At 53.4% G+C, this 16,528-nt stretch carries 15 protein-coding genes; 7 read left to right on the forward strand and 8 right to left on the reverse strand.

Annotated features, from left to right (window positions below; all coding sequences use genetic code 11):
- Window positions 1-249 precede the first annotated feature (249 nt).
- Both Q4563_RS23600 and Q4563_RS05055 read left to right on the forward strand, forming a co-directional pair.
- The gene (locus Q4563_RS23600; RefSeq protein WP_442903715.1) at window positions 250-534 is read left to right on the forward strand and encodes a GreA/GreB family elongation factor; all 285 of its coding nucleotides are present in this window, start codon (window positions 250-252) and stop codon (window positions 532-534) included.
- A 91-nt stretch (window positions 535-625) separates the two neighbouring features.
- Entirely contained in the window at window positions 626-1,414 is a 789-nt protein-coding gene (locus tag Q4563_RS05055; protein WP_215978140.1) for an aspartate dehydrogenase domain-containing protein, read from the forward strand.
- A gap of 196 nt (window positions 1,415-1,610) precedes the next feature.
- Here Q4563_RS05055 and Q4563_RS05060 read toward each other — a convergent pair whose 3' ends face one another.
- The 5 genes from Q4563_RS05060 to Q4563_RS05080 form a co-directional block, all read right to left on the reverse strand.
- On the reverse strand, window positions 1,611-2,519 hold the full coding sequence (locus Q4563_RS05060) for an NAD(P)-dependent oxidoreductase (RefSeq protein WP_303603822.1): 909 nt from the start codon (window positions 2,517-2,519) through the stop codon (window positions 1,611-1,613).
- Between the two features lie 186 nt (window positions 2,520-2,705).
- Window positions 2,706-3,719 carry an ACR3 family arsenite efflux transporter gene (gene arsB, locus Q4563_RS05065; protein ID WP_303603823.1) on the reverse strand — a complete coding sequence of 338 codons (1,014 nt, stop codon included), beginning with the start codon at window positions 3,717-3,719 and terminating at the stop codon, window positions 2,706-2,708.
- 8 nt (window positions 3,720-3,727) lie between these two features.
- Window positions 3,728-4,432 carry an arsenical resistance protein ArsH gene (gene arsH / locus Q4563_RS05070; RefSeq protein ID WP_303603824.1) on the reverse strand — a complete coding sequence of 235 codons (705 nt, stop codon included), beginning with the start codon at window positions 4,430-4,432 and terminating at the stop codon, window positions 3,728-3,730.
- The gene (locus tag Q4563_RS05075; protein WP_303603825.1) at window positions 4,425-4,913 is read right to left on the reverse strand and encodes an arsenate reductase ArsC; all 489 of its coding nucleotides are present in this window, start codon (window positions 4,911-4,913) and stop codon (window positions 4,425-4,427) included. Before Q4563_RS05075 ends, arsH begins: the two co-directional genes overlap by 8 nt.
- A 79-nt stretch (window positions 4,914-4,992) precedes the next feature.
- Complete coding sequence (locus Q4563_RS05080; RefSeq protein WP_303603826.1) at window positions 4,993-5,361, reverse strand: metalloregulator ArsR/SmtB family transcription factor; 369 nt, start codon at window positions 5,359-5,361, stop codon at window positions 4,993-4,995.
- A gap of 211 nt (window positions 5,362-5,572) precedes the next feature.
- Here Q4563_RS05080 and Q4563_RS05085 point away from each other — a divergent pair, with 211 nt between their 5' ends.
- Window positions 5,573-7,369: a glycoside hydrolase family 2 protein gene (locus tag Q4563_RS05085; RefSeq protein WP_303603827.1), complete on the forward strand. Its 1,797-nt coding sequence runs from the start codon at window positions 5,573-5,575 to the stop codon at window positions 7,367-7,369.
- 62 nt (window positions 7,370-7,431) lie between these two features.
- Here the strand turns inward: Q4563_RS05085 and Q4563_RS05090 are convergent, their stop codons facing one another.
- Window positions 7,432-8,874 carry an Nramp family divalent metal transporter gene (locus tag Q4563_RS05090; protein ID WP_303603828.1) on the reverse strand — a complete coding sequence of 481 codons (1,443 nt, stop codon included), beginning with the start codon at window positions 8,872-8,874 and terminating at the stop codon, window positions 7,432-7,434.
- Between the two features lie 231 nt (window positions 8,875-9,105).
- On the opposite strand from Q4563_RS05090, the gene Q4563_RS05095 reads away from it, so the two are divergent.
- Window positions 9,106-9,921: a polysaccharide lyase family 7 protein gene (locus Q4563_RS05095; RefSeq protein ID WP_303603829.1), complete on the forward strand. Its 816-nt coding sequence runs from the start codon at window positions 9,106-9,108 to the stop codon at window positions 9,919-9,921.
- A 64-nt stretch (window positions 9,922-9,985) separates the two neighbouring features.
- On the opposite strand, the gene Q4563_RS05100 is transcribed toward Q4563_RS05095, so the two are convergent.
- Window positions 9,986-10,615 (reverse strand): DUF922 domain-containing protein, encoded by a 630-nt coding sequence (locus Q4563_RS05100; protein WP_303603830.1) that lies wholly within the window; start codon window positions 10,613-10,615, stop codon window positions 9,986-9,988.
- A 142-nt stretch (window positions 10,616-10,757) separates the two neighbouring features.
- On the opposite strand from Q4563_RS05100, the gene Q4563_RS05105 reads away from it, so the two are divergent.
- The 3 genes from Q4563_RS05105 to serA all read left to right on the forward strand — a co-directional run bounded on the left by Q4563_RS05105 (window position 10,758) and on the right by serA (window position 15,198).
- Entirely contained in the window at window positions 10,758-13,088 is a 2,331-nt protein-coding gene (locus Q4563_RS05105; protein ID WP_215978152.1) for a methyl-accepting chemotaxis protein, read from the forward strand.
- A 27-nt stretch (window positions 13,089-13,115) separates the two neighbouring features.
- Window positions 13,116-13,844: a tRNA (N6-threonylcarbamoyladenosine(37)-N6)-methyltransferase TrmO gene (gene tsaA / locus Q4563_RS05110; RefSeq protein ID WP_303603831.1), complete on the forward strand. Its 729-nt coding sequence runs from the start codon at window positions 13,116-13,118 to the stop codon at window positions 13,842-13,844.
- A gap of 124 nt (window positions 13,845-13,968) precedes the next feature.
- Window positions 13,969-15,198 (forward strand): phosphoglycerate dehydrogenase, encoded by a 1,230-nt coding sequence (gene serA, locus Q4563_RS05115; protein WP_215978154.1) that lies wholly within the window; start codon window positions 13,969-13,971, stop codon window positions 15,196-15,198.
- A gap of 85 nt (window positions 15,199-15,283) precedes the next feature.
- On the opposite strand, the gene Q4563_RS05120 is transcribed toward serA, so the two are convergent.
- Window positions 15,284-16,513, reverse strand: a complete 1,230-nt coding sequence (locus Q4563_RS05120) for a TonB family protein (RefSeq protein ID WP_303603832.1) — start codon at window positions 16,511-16,513, stop codon at window positions 15,284-15,286.
- Between the last annotated feature and the right edge of the window lie 15 nt (window positions 16,514-16,528).

Here is a 16,528-nt window from a genome sequence, read left to right on the forward strand (position 1 = left end):
GAGCAGAACATTGGCTCGTTGCCTTCGCTTTTTTTTGTGGAGAACTTCTCCTATCTTCCCCTCTTGATAGTGCCGCCTGGCACTTGATGCGCTTCACCTCAACCTTAATTAAGTACTCGAAATAAGTAATATCGTTTTATAGGCATTACCATGTGCAAAAACACGCATATCGAATTTAAACATTCGATGCTTCGGCGCGCTCAAAATTTTTACCTAACCAGGCCCTGGGGCTTGGGCATAGAGCCATTAATGTTGTCTGCCATTTTCAATCACATAGAGTCAACAGACGTTCAGCCAACGACTGGGGAGAGTCGAATATCCATCAACAGCTCGGTTATTTTGCAAGACGTACAAGAAAGACAAAACATTAAATTTACAATTGTTTCACCCCCGCTAAGCAATCCGAATCAAGGAAGAATATCGTTCCTGTCGCCATTGGGAGCGGAGCTTATCGGTAAAAAGAAGGGGGATACGATAGAGATCGGCTACCTAAATACAATATTGCAATTTAGAGTGTTGGACTTACTGCAATAACACTTCATACCGCTAGCAGCCGTAGGTCGACTGCTAGCGACAGATCATATTTTTAATCATTCCTATCAACTCAACAGGAGATGCTAAAACAATGAAGAAGCTCGCAATTGTAGGCTGTGGAAAGCTTGCCCACCTAGTGGTCGAGGCGTTATTGAAAGGCTTGCTAGCCGACTACTCACTTGTCGGCGCACAATCACGTACAGCTGACAAAACCCAGCGCCTTTGCGATAAAGCGCGAGAGGGTGGCCACGAGTGCACACCTTGCTCCACAATGGATGAACTTTTAGCTCTAAAACCCGACTATATTGTCGAAACCGCATCACCAGAGGCCATGAGAGCCTTGGCCCTACCGGCATTGCGCCAAGGCATCTCACTGGTAACGCTCTCAATAGGCGCACTTGCCGACACGGATTTTTATCAACAGGTAGAGCGTACCGCTCGCGACAATAACGCCCGTGTGCACTTAGCTTCTGGAGCCATTGGCGGGTTTGATGTAATGCGTACGGCCTCTTTAATGGGTCAATGCAAAACCTCATTCCGCACTGAAAAAAGCCCAAGACCACTCAGACGAACCGCTGTTTATACTGATGATCTTGAGCACAGCACGCGCCAGGTATTCTCCGGTAACGCCAAAGAGGCGATTGCACTATTCCCGACTCAGGTTAACGTTTCGGTCGCCGCTGCGCTCGCAACGGTCGGGCCCGACAATATAGACGTGGCGATAACATCGATACCAGATTATGTGGGAGACGATCACCGTATTGAAGTTGAAAACGATCAAGTTCACGCGATAATCGATGTTTACAGCAAGACAGCCGACATTGCCGGCTGGAGCGTTGTGAACACCTTACGCAACATTACCTCTGCAATTGTATTCTGAAGGGTTTCTGCACACTGAATTTTCTCCGCTGTGACCCCAAGCATGGGCTTACTCTGCATTGGCACAGTCCTGTATAAACCCGGATCGCTTAATCTGATTAGCGCCTCTAGCTAATGGCTTAGCCTTTAACAAGAGGCGCCAACCTTTCACGCCTAAACGCATAGGCCTTGTCTCTATGCGCGCAGGCGACTTCTTATTAAGCTAGATGCGCTTTAATATTATTGATAACCTTTTCACTTAAACGACGGAACGCTTGACGTGTGCGGCCGGTGCAAATGTTAACCGAATGAACATTGGGATACTCTAAATATTTCTCATTGCCTAAAGCCCCATAAGAATCGCAATAGCAGGCGTTACTAGAATCCTTTATCCACTCGGCAAATGGCGCCTCCTGCCAGGCAGGCGACAAGCCGACGTTAAACAAAATTTTGCCATTACCAAAGCTTGTAAACTCTTCGTCGTTGAGCAGAACAACATTTTTATTGAGGCAACAAACAACTACTTCGTTTTGGGCCAACAACTCTTTTAGTGGTAAAAAGTGATAACCCTTTTTAGCGGCATGAGCTTTTTCACTGCGGGAAAAGTAGGTAATTTCGGCACCGAACATGGTTAACGCATCGGCGATCATCTCGCCCAAGGTGCCCAAGCCCACAATACCCACCTTTAAATCGGTGATTTCACGGGGCACACCATCCCAGGGCTGTACGGGCTTGCCATTATCATCTTCGCCAAATCCGTGCAGGCAACGCACAAGCTCACTCACCACATACTCAACTACACCTTCGTCGCCGTAGTCACGCACACCTTTTACAGTAATCCCGCGCTCGTTAGCGTATTTTATATCGACGTTGGCCGACTTGGGTGAGTACAGTGAACAACACATGCCAATGTATTGAATATTATTGCACTGAGATAAAGCCTCTTTACCAAGATCGGTGGTGTGACTAAGCATAACCGCATCGGCATCACCAATACGTTTGGCGATTTCATCGGGGCTCTTGGGGCGATCGTCATACAGTACAACCTCTTCAGCCAGATCATACAGTTGCTTTTCAAACTCTGGCACAAGACTTAATGGCTCAATACCCACTAACTTTTTAAACATTTCAACCTCCTCTAAAAGCAACAGCCAACCATAGTGGCTACCCGTTAAATTAGCAACCGCAAAAATCGCACAATCATCCAATCGTTGACGAACAAATATACATTCTAAGCGGCCATGGCTTAGCGCCATAAAAAAGGCAGCAAAGCTTGTCGCTTTGCTGCCTTTTTGCCTACTTAATTAGCCGAGTTAATTAAACCAATGACGGGTCCGGTTGGCGAATGCCACCAGCGACAACATAACCGGAACCTCAACCAGCACCCCCACCACCGTGGCCAGAGCCGCGCCGGAGTTGAGACCGAATAATGAAATGGCCACCGCCACCGCCAACTCAAAAAAGTTGGAGGTGCCAATCAAACAGGCGGGCGCGGCAATGTCGTGACTTAAGCGCCAGCGTTTAGCCCACCAATACGACAGAGCAAAAATGCCGTAGGTTTGCAGCAACAGCGGAATGGCAATCATCACAATGGCCAACGGCTGCGCCAGAATGCGCGGCGCCTGAAAACCGAACAGCAACACGACTGTCGCAATTAAACCGAGAATCGACAACGGCTTTACCCGATGCAAGAATTGCTCAAGCCCGGCTGTGTTTTGCTTAAAGATTGCGTAGCGGGTAATCACACCGGCAACGAGCGGCAGCAGCACATAAAGCACCACCGAAGCCAAGAGTGTTTGCCAGGGTACCGTAATATCGGTGACTCCGAGCAACAGACCTGCAATGGGTGCAAACGCTACCACCATAATCACATCATTGACCGATACCTGCACCAATGTGTAGTTGGCGTTGCCTTTGGTAAGTTGACTCCAAATAAAAACCATCGCCGTACAGGGCGCCACGCCCAGCAGTATCATGCCGGCGATGTACTCTTCTGCCGTGGCCGGATCGACCCAGGGGGCGAAGATATATTTAAAAAACAATACGCCCAAGGCAGCCATGGTGAAGGGCTTAATCGCCCAATTAATCAGCAGGGTGAGCATTAAGCCTTTGGGGTTGGCACCCGCCTGACGCATAGAGGAAAAATCCACCTGAGCCATCATGGGATAAATCATCAACCAAATAAGCACTGCCACGGGCACATTTACCCCAGCCAATTCCCAACCGGCCACTTGAGCAAAAACGCCGGGCATAAAGCTGCCCAAAACAACGCCAGCGATAATCGCCAACCCCACCCAAACGGACAATAAACGTTCAAAAATTCCCACGCTGCCTCCTAAATACTTTTTTGGTTAACCCGCTCGCTTAATTGCTGCGCCGTTTCTACTCGTTCGGAGTACCGATCGACCAGGTAAGATTCCCGCCCCTGCACCAGCAGGGTAAACTTCATTAGCTCTTCCATCACATCCACCACCCGGTTGTAGTAACTGGAAGGCTTCATGCGGCCGTTATCGTCAAACTCCAAAAAGGCTTTTGCCACCGATGACTGGTTGGGAATTGTGATCATCCGCATCCAGCGCCCCAGTACGCGCAGCTGATTGACGACATTAAAAGACTGGGAGCCGCCGCACACCTGCATAACCGCCAGCGTTTTGCCCTGCGTGGGGCGCACGGCACCTATGCTGAGCGGGATCCAATCGATCTGCGCTTTCATAATGCCCGTCATTGAGCCGTGCCGTTCGGGGGAGCACCACACCATACCGTCACTCCAGGTGGCCAACTCACGCAGCTCGACGACCTTGGGATGATCCGCTTCGGCATCGTCCGGCAGAGGCAGACCCGAGGGATTAAAGATCCGCGTCTCGGCCCCCATATGATCGAGCAGGCGCTGAGCCTCCTCGGTCACCAATCGGCTAAAAGACGTTTTGCGCAGCGATCCGTACAGCAAGAGAATGCGCGGCGCCCTGGCATCCGAATTGGCCAACTTCTCTTTATCGATAGCAGGCAGCGCCTCGGCGCTCAAATTGGGCAAATCACTCACGGTATGGCTCCTGCTCTGCCACCTGAGCGGCCAAAGCCTGCAAACTGTCCCCCAATAAGCTATCGCCGTTAGCATCCAACAATGCTTGAATGCGTCTTTGCAGCACATCGACCACCGCGTCAAAGGCCTGCTCCAGTGCGTCGTCACCTTCCAAACCGGCATGAGAGGGATCGGGCAAACCCCAGTGCGCCTTAGCGGTATCCCCCAACCACAGCGGGCAGGCTTCGCCGGCGGCGCGATCGCACACAGTGATCACCAGGTCTGGGGCGAAATCTTCAAACTCGTCCATCCCCTGGCTTTTTAATCCCTCGGTGGCAATGTTGCGCGAACTCAGATAGTTCAAAGTCAGCGGATGCACCCTTCCCGCCGGTGCACTGCCGGCACTGGTGGCGGTAATACGGCCTGCCCCCAGTCGATTAGCGGTCACCTCGGCCAGCACACTGCGACAGGCGTTATGGGTACAAACAAACAAAATTTTCATGCTGTGCTCCTAAAATATATGGAATTTCATATATATTGATTTAAAAATAGCCGAGGCTTAGCCCCACGGGCATTAGATACTAAACGCAGCAAGGGGGCCTGCCCGGCATTTTATCCAACCGGGCGAGAGGTTCACTAAGCCATGCGCCATTGCCCTGTAGAGTTTGCGCCAGCACGCTCTTAATCCAATCGGGCAACGCCGGCGCCAGTCGATAATAAACCCACTGGCCTCGTTTACTGCTGAGCAACAGGCCGCACTCGCGCAGCTGGGCCAAATGGCGCGACACCTTGGGCTGACTCAACTGGGTGGCAGTGGTCAGCTCGCAGACACACAACTCCCCCAGCCGCTCGATCAGTAGCAGGCATTGCAACCGGGTCGGCTCGGCCAGGCATTTATAAAAATCTACCGGATTCATTCGCATCCACTCCATCAGACCAACAGAGTACATATGGTTTTCCATATATTCAACTAAAATTGGCCAGCTCCAATCGCTAAGGTGAGCCCCAATGCCGCGCGCCACTTTTCACTTACTTACAATTGCCCAATTGAACGCCCTAGCAGGGCTTCTTATAATGCTCAGACAAAACGACTGGTGCCCACACAAAAACCAGCATACCTGACGCAGTGAAAACCATAACAACACCATCAGGGATTACACCATGTTATTTACCATTACCCGCGGTCTAATACTGGCCGCCATTGTCTTTTGTTCAGGCGCATACGCTGCCAAGATTACTCAAAATACCAATGCCCGGCCCCATATCAACCTCGATGGTGCCTGGCATTACATCGCCGACCCTTACGAGAACGGCTTTTATAACCACCGCTACCAAGAGCACACCCGCGACGGTTATTTTAAAAATGCTCAGGTCGAGCAACCGGGCGACCTTATCGAGTACGACTTTGCCAATGCCGCCACCCTCAATGTGCCTGGGGACTGGAACACCCAGCAAGACGAGCTTTTTTTGTACGAGGGCACGGTTTGGTATCAGCGCGATTTCACGCTTAACAAGTCTCGCGACGAGCGTTATATCTTGCATTTTGGCGCCGCCAACTACGAAGCCGTGGTGTATGTGAACGGCCAGAAAGTTGGCACTCATATTGGCGGATTTACCCCTTTTGAGTTTGACGTGACCGATGTTGTAAGCGACGGCGACAACTTTGTGATTGTGAAAGTGGACAACCGCCGCGAGCGCGAGCAAATCCCTACCGTCAATACCGACTGGTGGAACTATGGCGGCCTAACCCGCTCGGTAAAATTACTGACTTTGCCCAAGCAACACATCAGTGACTACAGCATTCATTTAGCCGACGGCGACAGCAATAGCATCACCGGCTGGGTAGAGCTCAATCAGCCACTCAATAATGCCAGGGTCACCGTTGAGATTCCCGAGCTTAAGGTCAAGCAAACGCTCAAGTTTACCGGCGATGCGCGCCAAAATTTCCAATTTAAGGCCGAGCCGATTTTATGGGGCCCGTCTAACCCTAAGCTATACGATGTCCACTTTCGCTTGCAGGAGCAAACGCTGAGCGACCGCATTGGGTTTCGCCAAATTGATACCAAGGGCGAAGATATTTTACTCAATGGCAAACCGATTTTTCTCAAAGGCATCAGCATTCACGAAGAGTCCGCGCTACACCCCGGCCGCGCCTGGAGTCAGGCAGACGCCAAGCAACTGTTGAGCATGGCCAAAGAACTGGGGGTTAATTTTGTCCGCCTTGCCCACTACCCTCACAACGAGCACATGGTGCGTATGGCCGATGAAATGGGACTATTGGTCTGGTCAGAAATTCCGGTGTACTGGACTGTACTGTTCGAGCGCGACGATGTTTACGCCAATGCCCAAAACCAATTAAGTGAAATGATCAGTCGCGACAAAAATCGCGCCTCGATTATTTTGTGGTCCATGGCAAATGAAACGCCCATGTCAGATGCGCGCTTAACCTTTATCAGCAAGTTGGCCGCCAAGGCCCGCGAGCTCGACGGTACGCGCCTGATTACCGCAGCACTGGACACCTCCAGTGAAACGGACAAAGGCAAAAGTATTGATGACCCACTGTCAGCCGTGGTTGACGTTATTGGTATCAACAACTACTGCGGTTGGTATTACAAAGAGCCCGCTCAGTGTGCCAAGGTTCGGTGGTTTTCGGACAACAATAAGCCGGTGATCATGAGTGAATTTGGCGGTGGCGCCCTGGCCGGTTATCACGGTGCAGCCGAACAGCGCTGGAGCGAGGAATACCAAGCCGACCTGTACCGCTACAATTTACAGATGATCGACAACATGAGTTTTATACGCGGCATGACGCCCTGGATATTAAAAGACTTTCGCTCGCCGCGCCGCCCGCTGGCCAACATTCAGGACTTCTGGAATCGCAAAGGCTTAGTGTCGGATAAAGGCGTTAAAAAACAAGCCTGGCATATTCTCAATCAATATTACGAACAGCACCAATAACCTTTGCCCACCGGGTGCGGGGCTTTTGTTAGCCTCCACCCGGCCCCGTCGCTCAGGGTAATCTATCCGCCCGAACCACTCACAAAATCCCACACATAGACCGCGGCAAATCCGAGATAAAACAATCCGGCTAGCGCCATAGAGATTACCGCCACTATACCGGGTCGAATCGGTTTTGCCAGGCGGGTAAGATTGACGTACAGGGCACTGAGCGCAATAAAAGGCGTATGCAAAGCGGCGATAATGCCCGATGCCGACATCACTTTTACCGGATCTTTAAAGACCAACAAAATACCGACCGGAATCACCCCGGTAATCAGGGCAACATATAATCGTTTTAGGTTCTTGCGTTTAAATAAAGTCATACCGGTTGAACGAGAAACCCACTGCGCCAGACGTGACGCCCGGGTGGCGCTTTCGCAATCGCGTTGGTTGCGGGTCAGTATCAATGTCATATCGGCGAAGCTGCGACCCCAACCATCTTGGTTGGCCAAAACACTGCCGCCCAGAGCGATAATAATGGCGGCCAGCAGCAGGTATTTACCCACACTGCCCCACACATCGGAAAACAAACTGGCCAAATCAACGGCGACGTCCGAGCCTTTGGGAATGTTACCGGTGGGTGCCAGCAACTCGGCCCCCAGTATCATAAACGCGGTAATCACAATAAACCCACCGATAACACCTAAGGTGGCCGCGCCCGACATCACGTTTACCCACTCTTTTGCGCGCGCTAAACGCACCGACTCTTGCTGATGGCGATCGCTCTCACTGACACGCTCAGCCTTGCTTTCATCGTCCGGGTCACGGCTTTCCAGGCCGCCGCCGAACCCGCGCGTGGCAGTCCAGTAACCGAACCAAACAATCCCCATGGAGCCGGCGAGTATTGTGCCCACCCACGGCAATATAATGTAGAGGTCGGGCTGTTCAGGCCAGGTGGGAAGCAGCCCCTTGCCCATCGCGGTTATGTCAGGGGCGACCACCACCGCCGCGACAATCACCACAGCCATCAGCAATAGCGCCATAACACGGCTAAACTTTTCGATCACCGAATACTGACCTGTGGTCACAAACACCGTGGATAAAACAATCATCACTATGCCGTACAAGGTGCCACCACCCGGCGCCACACTCTGCACCGCACTGCCCACTACCCCCGCCAAACCGGCAATACCGACACAGGCGGCGAGCAGTTGCGGCACAAAGATAAACCAAATGGCCCACCCCCTGGGGCCTTTGAGGCTGTACATCCCCTCCAGCATGGTTTCGCCACTGGCAATTGAATAGCGCGCCATTTCCCGAATCATTACCCACATAAAATAAACAACGAGCGCCAACAACCAAAACAACTGGTATTCATACACAGCGGCTACACGAGGTGTAAATAAAATGGAGCCCGTACCGACGGCGGAAAGCATCCACAATAACCCCGGGCCATACCAGCGCCACTTATTCCAACCATCGGGCGCCTGGGGCGAACAGTCGCGCCTATGTAACTTTTGCAAAACAACCCCCTCACTTTGCTAATCTTGCCGAGAAACAACATTCAAACAATGAAAAATGCTAGAGGAGCAAATTTTGCACCAGCCGCACAGTACCGCCCACAATCGATAAAAGTGCGATAAAACACTTTTTGCTTGGCCCCCACCCGGCATCTCTTTACAATCGACTGCCACAGTCGGCAATGCCATGCGGCGACCAGTACCTAGATAACAATCAACGTTGAGAAATTCTCTATGGATCTTTACCCTAAAGTGCTTGCCGGTAAATGGGGCTGTGTCATCGCCGCCTGTTTTGCTTTAAGTCTGGCGGCATGCGCCGAACACACGACTCACCCAAACACGGTGAATACCGCGACGAAAACAGCCGAGAAGATTCCTGCGGTTATTACTGATGGCCGTTTATTCACGCTTGAAGGAAAAACACCCCACCCGCTCATCGACGACCAAACGCTACGTTTTGCCGCCTTAGAAGCACAGTACCTCAGCCCCAACGGCAACGGTTTGCGTCACGAATACAAAATCAAATCGAGCCTGCGAACGGCCATGTCGAAAACCTACGAGCTGTTTAAAGCGGATATAAAAGTAGAGATGTCCGACGGCGGCAAAACAATAGTCGCCCAGCATCACACAGGTGGTCTAGGAACCATCATGAAACTGTATGTGTCGGATACCAGCGAACAAGGCCTACTCGATGGCGTTGCCAACAATGGCGTGTTTGATGTTTACGTCCGTCTTCGCAGCACGGTCGGTATGGAAGAAAAGAACCCCTTTGGCACGATTCAATCGGGGGAAGAATTTGATCTGCGCGTGGTCAATAACTATGGCGAAGTTTGGGTCTATGCCATGGGTGAGGCTTTTGGTATTCCAGTTAAGGATGATTCAGCCGCGTATTTTAAATTTGGCAACTATTTGCAATCGCAAAGTCCGGTAACACTTAAAAAATGTGGCGTGCGCGGCAATGCCGAATCATTTCTCGCCTGTTATGCCGAGTACGGCATTACCGAATCCGTTATCAGCATGACCAATGTCGAGTACCAGCGCAAACGATAGCACTTTACGACGGCCCGCGATCAGGTGAGCCGTCACGCCCTTTGCGCACCCGGCGCTGGAGTCACTAGTTTGTACCCTCTAACACCACACCTTGTTTAACGCCATAATCTGTCATGGCATCCAGGCTCTGACCTTTTTCGCGATGCTCCTTAACAATGGCTCGCGCCTTTTCATCGGCCTGCTGTTCCAGCACTTTGCAATCAGAGGCCGGAGGCAAATTGAGAATTGCCAGCTCTATTTTATTGGCCGCCTGTAATGCCACTACATAATGCAATAACAAATACTCCTGCAGCGCGGCCACATAATCGTTAAAGGTTGATTGTATCTCGGGCTCGCTGGCGCTTAGCTCCGGCAGCAGAACCGTTGCATTGAGCGTTACACTCACGTCCGTAACCTTGCAACTGCTTTCTTGCTGTTGCGTAGTACTCTGCCAGCGGATTAACCAGCGATTTTCACCGTGGCGCTTTACCCCTGCCTTTACGACCGGCGTTGCCGCATCCAAACTCTGCTTAAGCGACTGCCCGGTAAGCGCCGGATCTTCGATTTCGTAATAGATGTAGTCAATACTCTCTTCGACGTTATCTTCCCGCTCAACACTAAAGTCCAAAGCCTGGGCCAGACAAGAAAACCCCACCGTTAGCATCATTAACAAGTGAGGCGCACAGGTTTTTTTTGCACTACAAAAAATTGACATTTTTACTCCCAAAAAGTGTTCTGCCGCACTGCGCGTCAAGGGATTAGCGTGGCGCAGAATTCTTTTTTACCAACCGTCACTATGTAACAAACTTGTCATTTCTCCCACTTATGTTTGCCTCCTAACCGGAGGGGAAAACACCGTGAAAATATCAACACGCCTCATGCTGGGCGCCGTCTCACTGACCGTTGTCGCCATTATTGGTTCAGCGGGTACGACAGCCTACCTCGCACTTAATAATTCATCCAGCTCTATCGAGCAAACCCTGACCAAGCAATTTCAGGCACTGACCAACAGCCGGGAAGACGCCATTGACAACCGCCTCTCCAGCTATAAAGATTTGCTCGCCTCACTGGCGCAGGGGCGTATGGTACAAGAGGCGGTTTACAGCCTGGTTCGCCCATTTGATTCCTACCGTTACGAGGTGGGCATCATCGACAAGGTGGCACTGAATGACGAGCTGAGCCAGTGGTACCGCACCGAGTATATCGCCGACTACCAAAATAAAAGCCGCAGCGAAGCTCCGCCTGTGGATCAGTGGCTGGCGCAAATGGCCTATGAAGCGAAACTCTTGCAACACAAATACTTTCAGACCAACCCCGGCTGGCCCGACGCTCTGGCCGATATGACCAACCGCTCCGACGCCACCATCTACGGCCAACAACACCGCAAGTTTCAATCGAGCTTTCACGATATTATCGAGCGTTTCGGCTTTAGCGATTTAATGCTGGTGGATCACGCCCGCAAGCGTGTCATCTACTCCACCCGCAAAGGCGCCCATCTGGGTACCTCGCTGCTTAAGGGGCCTTTTGCCCAGGGCCAACTTGCCGAAGCTGCGCGACAGCTGGGCGAAAAGCCGAGCGAGTTTGCGCTCTCGGGGTTTGAACACTCGGCCTACCTCTACGACGAGTTAACCGTTTACCTGGGCATTGGTGTTTACCATGATGCCCACAGCCCCGAGCGCCCAGTGGGCTACCTGGTGGCCGCCATCCCCGCCTCGGTTTTTTCCGACCTACTCACCAGCCAGGGCCACTGGCAAGACTTAGGGCTAGGACAAACCGGCGACGTGTATCTGGTAGGCCCAGAAGGCAGCTTGGTGACAGAGCTGCGAGAATTGCGCGAGGCCCCCCAACAGCTGCTGCAGCAACTGGAACAAACCGGTCGCGCGGGCGATGCCCACACCATTGCTAAGTTCGGGACAGCGGCGGGGCGTTTTATGCCCGACACGCCAGCCGTAAACCTGGCATTGGGCCAGTCTAGCGGCACGCAGTTGAGCCCCGACTACCTCGGCCGTGAGCGCTTCACCAGCTGGCAGCCGGTCGATTTAGGCGGGCAGAGTTACGCGCTGATTGTGCAGCAGGCACCGGAAGAAGTATTTTCCAGCCTGCGCCAATTGCGACAAAAAATTATTACCAATGTTATCGGCACTGCTCTGTTACTGATTGTTCTGGCGGCCATAGGCGCGTTCTTTTACGCTCGCTACCTGGCCCAGCCCATGGCGCGCCTGGCGGCCAATATCGACGAGGCGGCGCGGCGCAAAAGTCTGGCGGTCGACTTTGAAACCGGGCGCAGCGATGAAGTCGGCGATATCAGCCGTGGCCTGGAACAGTTATTCCAGACCCTGCGCGATACCCTTAGTCGGGTAAACGACGCCACCGCCAATACCGCCGACAGTGCGGCGGAAAACGCCCAGCTCAGCGCCGATTGCCAGCGCGACGCGCAAACCCAAAGGCGCGAAATGGGCCATGCCGACGCTATGCTAAGTCAGGTCGACGACGCCCTGCAAAGCATCCGCAACGAACTGGACACACTCGCCGGCCAGACCCGCGAGGCCAGCCAAGCCGCACGCACGGGCCGCCACCAAATGGAAGATGTAGCCCAACAGGTCACCAATCTGCAAACCGAAATCGCCCACTCGGGCCAATCCATGCAGGAACTTACGGTCGCCGCCGATGATATTGTCGCAGTTGTAGACACCATTCAGGGGGTGGCCGAACAAACCAACCTACTGGCCTTAAACGCGGCCATTGAGGCGGCCCGCGCCGGTGAGCACGGCCGTGGCTTTGCCGTTGTCGCCGATGAAGTGCGCCGCCTGTCCGCCAGCACTCACGAGGCCACCGGGGAGATTCAGCAACTGATCGATCGATTGCGGCAAACAGTGCACTCCACCGCCAGCGGGCTGGAGACCGAACAGACCAGCGCCAGCCAATGTGTCGAGTACACAGGCGCCGCACAGGGGGCATTAAGCAGCATTCAGCAGACCGTAGAAGCGGTGGAGAAAATTATCGGCGCCCTGGCGCAATCGTCAGAGCAGGAGTGTGAACGCACCCGGGCCATGCGCGACTTATTGGGCAATGTGTTGCGCACGGTAGAACACACGGACTTGAGCATTGGCCGCATGGCGGACAGCGCCACGCGCCAGCAAGAGGTTGCCCAAACCACTCTGGCCACAACGCGACAAATTTCACTGTAAAAAACGCGGGCCGTGTAAAATAGGCTCATGACCTATACATTCGAAGCCATAGGCGTTGTTCGCTCCTGCTATACCGAGAAGTTTGGCATCCCTCGGCAAAGCGGGCTGGCGCCGGCGGCGCGCGCCACCATAGAGCTCTACCCGCCCTACAGCGACCCGGACGCCTTTACCGGCCTGGAGCAGAGCTCGCACCTTTGGGTTGAGTTTATTTTTCACAAGTTCCAACCCGCCCCCTTTCGCCCCCGCGTGCGACCACCGCGTCTGGGCGGCAATCGCACTTTAGGAGTGTTTGCCACTCGCTCGCCCAACCGCCCCAACCGGCTCGGGCTTTCGGTTGTGAAGCTCGACCGTATCGAAACCGCGAACGGCGCGGTGCGTTTGCACATCAGTGCCCACGACCTACTCGAGGGCACACCGGTGCTCGACATTAAGCCCTATATTCCCTACGCCGATGCCGTCCCCCAGGCCACCAATACCCTGGCCCCCGAGCCCCCGGCCAAACTGGCGGTGTACTTTAGCCCTCAGGCCGAACAAGACTGCCAAGCCCACAGCGAGCGGCTGGGGCAAAACCTTACCGAACTTATCAGCCAGTTGCTGGCGCAAGACCCGCGCCCGCAATACCAGAGCCCGGACCCGGCGCGCCGCTATGCCATGGCTCTGCTGGATGTGGATGTGGCCTGGCACTACAGGCTGGTAGAAGATGGAGCACCGGAGGTTATGGTGATTAACGTTGGACAGCGTGCCCCTGACGTCTGACGCGTTACGTCCCCCGCTCAGCACAAACCATCCCCCTCACCCCCCAATTATGCTATTATCGCCCCCTTTCTTTTCGGGCCTTTGGCCCACCCTTCCATCCGCCGTTACTGAGGTCTGATCGACAATGGGCAAAAAGTCACTGGATAAGAGCAAGATTAAATTCCTGCTGCTCGAGGGCGTCCACCAGAGCGCTATCGAAGCTCTACACGCCGCCGGTTACGAGAATATCGAATACCTAAAAACCGCACTGTCCGAAGAGGAGCTGATCGAAAAGATCAAAGACGCTCACTTCGTCGGCCTGCGCTCGCGCACCCAATTAACACGTAAAGTGTTTGAAAATGCCCACAAATTGATTGCCGCTGGCTGCTTTTGCATTGGCACCAACCAAGTGGATTTACAGGCAGCCCAGGAGCACGGCGTAGCGGTGTTTAACGCTCCCTACTCCAACACTCGCTCTGTGGCCGAACTGGTGATTGCCGAGGCTATATTAATGCTGCGCGGCATCCCCGAGAAGAACATCGTCTGCCATCGCGGCGGCTGGTTAAAATCGGCTGCGGGCTCCTACGAAGTGCGCGGCAAAACGCTGGGTATTATTGGTTACGGCTCTATCGGCAGCCAAACCAGTGTGCTGGCCGAGTCACTGGGTATGAAGGTGAAGTTTTACGACGTGATCGCCAAGCTGCCGCTGGGTAACGCCTCACAGGTGCGCTCGCTGGACGACTTGCTGCAAAGCGCCGACATTATCAGCCTGCACGTACCGGAAACCGGCTCCACCAAAAATATGATTGGCGAGCGCGAGCTGGGCCTAATGAAAAAAGGCGCCTACCTGATCAACGCCTCACGCGGTACCGTGGTCGACATCGACGCCTTGGCCGCTGCGGTTAAAAACAAACATATTGCCGGCGCGGCCATCGATGTATTCCCGGTCGAGCCCAAAGGCAACAGCGATGAGTTTGTCAGCCCACTGCGCGGCCTGGACAACGTTATTCTCACCCCGCACATCGGTGGCTCCACCCAAGAAGCGCAGGAAAACATCGGCGTAGAAGTGGCAGAAAAACTGATACGTTACTCGGACAACGGCACCACCATCACCTCGGTTAACTTCCCCGAGGTGGCCCTGCCCGAGCACCCGGATGCACATCGTTTACTGCATGTACACGCCAACGTGCCCGGTGTTCTGTCGGCCATTAACAAAGTGTTTTCCGATAACGACATCAACATTTCGTCGCAGTATCTGCAAACCAACGACAAGGTCGGTTATGTAGTACTGGATGTGCACTCGCCTTACAGCGAAACCGCACTGGAACAACTGCGCAATATCGAAGGCACCATTCGCTGTCGCGTGCTTTTTTAAGCCACACCCGCAGCAATAAATAAAAAAGCCACAGCGTGCAAACACTGTGGCTTTTTTATTTCCGCGCACACCCGCTACAAAAACATTAGCGGTCCAGCATAAACGTTATAGGGAAAATAAACTCAAAGCTCTCGGCGCCAATCGACTCAAGTAAAGGTGGGTAGGGCGCAGCATCCTCAATCGCTCTTTCCACCGCCTGGTTAAGCTGTTTGTATTCCGACGCCAACAATAACTGCATATCGACTACTTCACCTTGACGGTTAATGACCACCCCCATACGCACACTTCCGGTTTGTTTTAGCTTCATAGCGCGGCGCGGATACTCAATATGCTGGTGAGTCAGTTGCACCAAGCGCGAGGTGTAATCCTGCAGTGCTGTGAGCGACTGCACCGAAAAGTTGGGCAAGTCCTCTTCGGGCTCCGGCGCTATTGGCAATGAATTGACCCCCGCCACTTGCGCAGGCGACGCCTCGGCTGGCTCGGCTTTTGTGATGACTTCTGGCTTTAACACAGGCTCTGCTTGCGCGGGCAGCCTTTGCGCTGTTGCGACTGGGGCAGAGGCCGGATCCGATGGCGCAGGTTCTTCGACAGGCGCCTCAACGGCAGCTGCTGTGTTGGCCGTACCGCTCTTCTCCACCGGCTTTTCACTAACGACCCGCTCCTGAGTTTGGGCGGCCTCGCCTTGCGTCTCTAGCGGGGCGGCGCTTTCTGCCTGTTGCAGCCAAGTGGCAACCGCCGTGCGACGCTCAGCGGTTGGCGTAATGGCCCGCAAGCGAGCCAAATCTTCAGCCGGGTAATCGCCCAGTAAAGCGGCTTTAAAAACCGTATTGGGGGGTACCGCCCCAATCCAGGCTACCAACAGTAAATTAAAAAATTGACGATCTTCAATATCGGCCAGAGTATGGCCATTTAAATAAATAAACACACCGCTGGCGTCAGTCTTTTCACTGATGATCAGCACATCGCTCTGATGCAAACTACCCTTGAGGGCGTTAAAAAACTGCGCCAGTGAGTCCGCGCTGGCACGCTGTGTTTGCGGATGGGCGTTAATGGCAATACTTTGCAAAAATAAACGCGACAGCTTGCCCGCCGTCATACGTTTTTGCGTAAACTTTAATTCCAGTGCCCTAGAGCCTTGATGGGACAAAGCCTCCTGGGCCGAGCCGGCTCCCCCCGGCACATAGAGTGCCATTAAAAAAGCCTCCCGGTTGAGCTCAACAAACGGGGCAAGCCCAGTCGGGGCAGAGGACGACTGAGCACCGGCAAACAAAGAGAAAAAAGACAGGGCAAAGATCAAAGCAATACGATACATCATGTCTCGCTGATAGTT

The sequence above is a fragment of the Gilvimarinus sp. 1_MG-2023 genome (assembly GCF_030548285.1).